Origin of the sequence: Comamonas sp. GCA5 (assembly GCF_036541385.1) — a bacterium.
Lineage (GTDB): Bacteria > Pseudomonadota > Gammaproteobacteria > Burkholderiales > Burkholderiaceae_C > Comamonas > Comamonas aquatica.
Window position 1 is genome coordinate 1 of record NZ_JAZHFR010000140.1, and the last position, 5,307, is coordinate 5,307.

The window sequence follows — 5,307 nt, forward strand, 5'->3', positions numbered from 1 at the left end:
AGGGGGCAAGGGGCAAGGGGCAGGGGGCTCGGCCGGGCCGCACTGCCATGCAGCCACAGGCAGCCACAGGCCGGCAGCAACGCCTAAAGGATTGCGTGCGCAGGCGGTGCCGCCCGTCATCGGCGGCCTGGGGTCGTGGCGGTGCACAGGTGGCCGTCGCAGTCCCGGGCCAGTTCATGGGCGGCCAGGTGGACACGGGATGTCAGTAGTGAAAAATGCCTTAGGCGCTGGTGAGCGTTGTGCTGATTGCTATGTTTTGCGGAGTGCTTGTTCGCCGGTGCAGATTGCTGAACAGCGTGTGGTAGGACAGGCGTGGTCGACCGCCACCGCGCGGGTGCATCGCCCCGGCACGGCTCCCACACCCCGGGGGGCAGGCGCACCACGGTGGCAGGGCAGGGCGGCAGCGGGCACACGGGGTTTCCCTGGAGCGCCCTGCAGATGGCCCTGGTGCCCGCCCGGTGCGTGACAGGCCCTGCGGGCCGCAGCGGTTATCGTAGAGCCCTATCACGGTGCGCAGTCTGCGCCAGGGAGACGGGGGAGGCCCAGCCAAGGACCATCGCGCGGGCGATGGCCGGCGGTGCTCTGCCGGGCCTGGGCGCGCAGGCGTGCGCACCGGGCCTGCGGGCCGTTTGCATCCACCGCCTTCGAAGGAGTTTCATGCCCACCCCCAACCTATTCAAGCGCGCCTTGCAGGCGGGCCAGCCGCAGATCGGCCTGTGGTCCACCTTGCCGTCGCCCTATGTCAGCGAGCTGCTGGCGGGCAGCGGTTTCGACTGGCTGCTGCTGGACACCGAGCACACGCCCACCGATGTGCCGCAGATGGTGCAGCAGCTGCAGGCCGTGGGCGCGGCCCAGACGCGCACCGGCTGCACGCCCACGCAGGCCGTGGTGCGCCCGGCCTGGAACGACAAGGTGATGATCAAGCGCTACCTGGACATCGGCGCGCAGACGCTGTTGCTGCCCTTTGTGCAGAACGCCGACGAGGCCCGGGCCGCAGTGCAGGCCGTGCGCTACGCCCCCGATGGCGTGCGCGGCATGGGCGGCAGCATGCGCGCCTCCAACTTCGGGCGCGATGCCGAGTACGTGCGCCGCGCGCACGAGGAAATCTGTCTGCTGGTGCAGGTGGAAACGCGCGAGGCCCTGGTCAACCTGGAGGAGATCGCCCAGGTCGACGGCGTCGACGGTGTCTTCATCGGCCCGGCTGACCTGTCGGCCAGCCTGGGCTATGCCGGCCATTCCACGCACCCGGACATGACCTTCATCATTGACGACGCGCTGCAGCGCATCCGTGGCTGCGGCAAGGCGCCAGGCATCCTGGTGACCCAGCCCGAGCGCGTGCAGACCTGCCTGCACCAGGGCGCGTTGTTCGTGGCCGTGGGCATGGACATGCTGCTGCTGCGCCAGGGCGCGGATGCGCTGGCCCAGCGCTTCAAGCCCGGCCACATCCACACGGGCGCCAGTGTTTCCATGTATTGAGGCGCGGGGCCGGCTTCCTACAATGGGCCGCGCGGTTTTGCCCCGTGGCGCAACATGGAAAACAGAAGCAGGCCGCGCTCGGATTGTTTGGCTTTGCGGTATGTTTGTGCTTCTGATCCTTGATTGGCCAGCGCAAGCAGCTATCAAAACCTTGGCGGCCTGCGCACGGTGCGGGGGCCGACTTTTCTTCTCCCAGGCTGAGTACCCACCATGTCCCCTGCTTACCCCGACACCCAGTTGCTGATTGATGGCCAGTGGCAAGACGCTGCTGGCGGCAAGAAGATTCCCGTGCACAACCCGGCCACGGGCGCCGTCATCGGCCATGTGGCCCATGCCAGCAAGGCCGACCTGGACCGCGCGTTGGCCGCCGCGGCCAAGGGCTTTGCGATCTGGAAGCACACCAGCGCCCACGACCGCCAGGCCGCGATGCGCCGCGCGGCAGCGCTGCTGAAGGAGCGTGCCGACACCATCGCCGCGCTGCTGACGCAGGAACAGGGCAAGCCCCTGGCCGAAGCCAAGGGCGAGGTGCTGGCCGGTGTGGGCATCATCGAATGGTTTGCCGACGAGGCCCTGCGCCTGTACGGCCGCATCGTGCCCGCGCGCCGGGGTGATGTGCAGCAGCTGGTGATCAAAGAGCCCGTGGGCCCCGTGGCGGCCTTCACGCCCTGGAACTTCCCGGTCAACCAGATCGTGCGCAAGATCAGCGCCGCGCTGGCCACGGGCTGCTCCTTCCTGTGCAAGGCGCCCGAGGAAACCCCGGCCTCGCCGGCCGCGCTGTTCCAGTGCTTTGTGGACGCGGGCGTGCCCGCCGGTGTGATCGGCCTGGTGTATGGCGATCCGCACGAAATCTCCAGCTACCTGATTCCCCACCCCGTGATCCGCAAGATCACCTTCACCGGCTCCACCCCCGTGGGCAAGCAGCTGGCGGCCCTGGCCGGCGCGCACATGAAGCGCTGCACCATGGAGCTGGGCGGCCATGCCCCTGTGATCGTGGCCGAGGATGCGGACGTGGAGCTGGCCGTGAAGTCCGCCGGTGCCGCCAAGTTGCGCAACGCCGGCCAGGTCTGCATCTCGCCCACGCGCTTTCTGGTGCACCAGAGCCTGCAACAGCAGTTCACCGAGCAGGTCGTGGCGTACTTTGCATCCATCAAGGTGGGCAACGGCCTGGAGGCCGACAGCAAGATGGGCCCTCTGGCCAACCCGCGCCGCGTGACCGCCATGCAGTCGCTGGTGGCGAACGCCCAGGACAAGGGCGCCAAGCTGCTGATGGGTGGCCAGACGCTGGGCGATGCGGGCAACTTCTACGCCCCCACCATCCTGGCCGATGTGCCGCTGGATGCCGAGGTGTTCAACAACGAACCCTTCGGCCCCATGATCGCCATGCGCAGCTTCGATAAGCTGGAAGAGGCGATTGCCGAGGCCAACCGCCTGCCCTATGGCCTGGCGGCCTATGCCTTCACCGCCTCGCTGAAGAACGCGCACCTGCTGAGCCAGCACGTCGAGTCCGGCATGCTGTGGATCAACCAGCCGGCCGTGGCCTCGGCCGAAATGCCGTTTGGTGGTGTGAAGGACTCGGGTTATGGCTCCGAAGGTGGCACCGAGGCGCTGGAGGCCTACCTGATCCCCAAGGCCGTCTCGATCGCCATGGTCTGAGCCGCGCTGCGCACCAGCCCCAAGGCCGCCCCCGGGCGGCCTTTTTTTGCGCCTGCGCCGCGTGCGCGGTCACCGTGCGGTCCAGGCTGCGGCGCTGCGCGTTGAAAAGAACTTTTCAGTGCGCGCCAACCGACCAGCGCGACCGCGTGGGCACACAGCCCGGTGCTGGGCAGTCCTACACGCCGGGCGCAGCAACTGGTGCAAGATGGGGGCATGGCCGGGCACGGCCCGGCTGCAATGGCTTTTTCCCATCACAACATGGAGGATGCGATGACCACGTTGACCCCTGGTGAATCCCAACCCGGCTTTACCGAACTGTTTGCCCAGCTGGGCCTGCCCAACGACGAGGCCAGCATCCAGCAGTTCATCCGCCAGCACCACCCCCTGGCCGATGACCTGCAGCTGCACGATGCGCCGTTCTGGACCCCGCAGCAGGCGCAGATGCTGAAAGAGAAGATCCGCTGCGATGACGACTGGGCCATCGTGGTGGACCAGCTGAGCCTGGCCCTGCGCAAGGCGCCGGAGCTGCACAAGTAGGCGGCCCCACGCCCGCACCACCTCCAGGGCGCGTTGCGGCCCTGGGTTTTTGGGGGGCTGCCGATTCGCCGTGGGGATGGGCTGGCAAGGCGCGTGGGTTGGGGCTGTGGCCCCCACTGGGTGTTGCTTCAGCGTGCGTGCCGTGGGACCAGGTCAAGGCCCGATCAGGCCAGCCACTGCGTGAACAGCAGGCCCGCGCCCAGCAGCCAGGCAAACAGCAGGGCCGCCAGCAGCAGCGGCTTGACCCCCGCGGCCCGCACGGCCTGCACATGGGTGGTCAGGCCCAGGGCGCATGGCCACGGCCAGCAGCAGGTTGTCCAGCTGCACCCCCCATTCCACCAGCGGCCGAGGCAGCACACCCAGCGAGTGGATGCCGGCCACCACCACAAAGCCCAGCGCAAACCAGGGCAGACGGATGCCGCCCAGGCCCGTGGCCTGCGCCGTGCCGTCCTGGCGGTCCTCCCGGGCCTGCCACAGCGCCAGCAGCAGCAGGAAGGGCGCCAGCATCATCACCCGCACCATCTTGGCGATCACGGCGGTGCTGGTGGCCTCGGGGCTGATGGCTGCGCCCGCGGCCACCACCTGGGCCACCTCGTGCACGGTGGCGCCCACGTACAGGCCGTAGCGCTGCGCGTCCATGGCGATCCAGCCGTGGTCGGCGTTCCACTGGTACAGCGCCGGGTACAGGAACATGCCCACGGTGCCGAACACCACCACGGTGGCGATGGCCACGGCCACATCCTGGGCGCGGCCCTTGGCCACGGGGGCCGTGGCCAGCACGGCCGCCGCGCCACAGATGGAGCTGCCCGCACCGATCAGCAGGCTGGTGCGCCGGTCCAGGCCCAGCAGGCGCTGGCCCAGCAGGCAGGCCAGGCCGAAGGTGCTGGCCAGCACCAGGGCATCCAGCGCAATGCCGCTCCAGCCGACCTGGGCGATGTCCTGGAAGGTCAGGCGCAGGCCGTACAGCACGATACCGGCGCGCAGCAACTGCTGTTTGGCCAGGCCCACGCCGGGGCCGCTGGCGGCGGCCAGGCGCGGGTAGACGGTGTTGCCCAGCAGCAGGCCCAGGACGATGGCCAGGGTGAGGGCGCTGAGCCCGTGTGCGGCCGCCCAGGGCTGGGCCGCCAGCCCCAGGGCCAGCAGGGCGATGGCGGTGCTCAGCAGCAGGCCGGGGGCGGTGCCGCGCAGCCACTGCAGGGGGGTATCGAGGGAGAAGGAGGAAGGTAGCGTGTTCATGACCGGGCTGGCGCAGGGGACAGTGGCGCCGAGCTGGGGATCACTTTAGATAGTTTGGTTATATTTGTATAACGAATAGTTTTTCTTGAATCTACCTGCCAAACAGGTTGAAGAAGGGATGCCCCCGCATGTTGCACCTGACCTTGCGCCAACTCGACATCTTCAGCGCCGTGGCCCGCCACGGCTCGACGGTGGCCGCCGCGGAGGCCGTGGGCCTGTCGCAGTCGGCGACCAGTGCCGCGCTGCAGCAGCTGGAAACCGGGCTGGGCGTGCAGTTGTTCGAGCGCGTGGGGCGGCACCTGGTGCTCAACGATGCCGGGCGGGCCCTGCTGCCGCAGGCGCAGTCGCTGCTGGAGCAGGCGCGCGGCATCGAGCAGGCGTTTTGGCCCGCACGGCCCGGGCCTG

Annotated in this window: 4 protein-coding genes and 1 pseudogene; 4 read left to right on the top strand and 1 reads right to left on the bottom strand. The window is 68.9% G+C overall.

Features of this window, described 5'->3' with window-relative positions:
* Positions 1–657: 657 nt before the first annotated feature.
* The 3 genes from SJH88_RS18460 to SJH88_RS18470 all read left to right on the top strand — a co-directional run bounded on the left by SJH88_RS18460 (position 658) and on the right by SJH88_RS18470 (position 3,666).
* Positions 658–1,476: an aldolase/citrate lyase family protein gene (locus tag SJH88_RS18460; protein ID WP_043381717.1), complete on the top strand. Its 819-nt coding sequence runs from the start codon at positions 658–660 to the stop codon at positions 1,474–1,476.
* Between the two features lie 210 nt (positions 1,477–1,686).
* Complete coding sequence (locus tag SJH88_RS18465; RefSeq protein WP_042414821.1) at positions 1,687–3,129, top strand: NAD-dependent succinate-semialdehyde dehydrogenase; 1,443 nt, start codon at positions 1,687–1,689, stop codon at positions 3,127–3,129.
* 270 nt (positions 3,130–3,399) lie between these two features.
* On the top strand, positions 3,400–3,666 hold the full coding sequence (locus SJH88_RS18470) for a DUF2789 family protein (protein WP_043381968.1): 267 nt from the start codon (positions 3,400–3,402) through the stop codon (positions 3,664–3,666).
* Between the two features lie 164 nt (positions 3,667–3,830).
* Here SJH88_RS18470 and SJH88_RS18475 read toward each other — a convergent pair.
* A pseudogene (locus SJH88_RS18475) lies at positions 3,831–4,902 on the bottom strand (YeiH family protein).
* A gap of 128 nt (positions 4,903–5,030) precedes the next feature.
* Here SJH88_RS18475 and SJH88_RS18480 point away from each other — a divergent pair.
* Positions 5,031–5,307, top strand: a 277-nt coding sequence (locus tag SJH88_RS18480; RefSeq protein ID WP_274755315.1) for a LysR family transcriptional regulator, incomplete at its 3' end; no start/stop codon positions are given.

Excerpts from the sequence above, each read along its gene's own strand:
- SJH88_RS18460 (WP_043381717.1), top strand. The coding sequence starts at position 658 with ATGCCCACCCCCAACCTATTCAAGCGCGCCTTGCAGGCGGGCCAGCCG.
- SJH88_RS18465 (WP_042414821.1), top strand. The coding sequence starts at position 1,687 with ATGTCCCCTGCTTACCCCGACACCCAGTTGCTGATTGATGGCCAGTGG.
- SJH88_RS18470 (WP_043381968.1), top strand. The coding sequence starts at position 3,400 with ATGACCACGTTGACCCCTGGTGAATCCCAACCCGGCTTTACCGAACTG.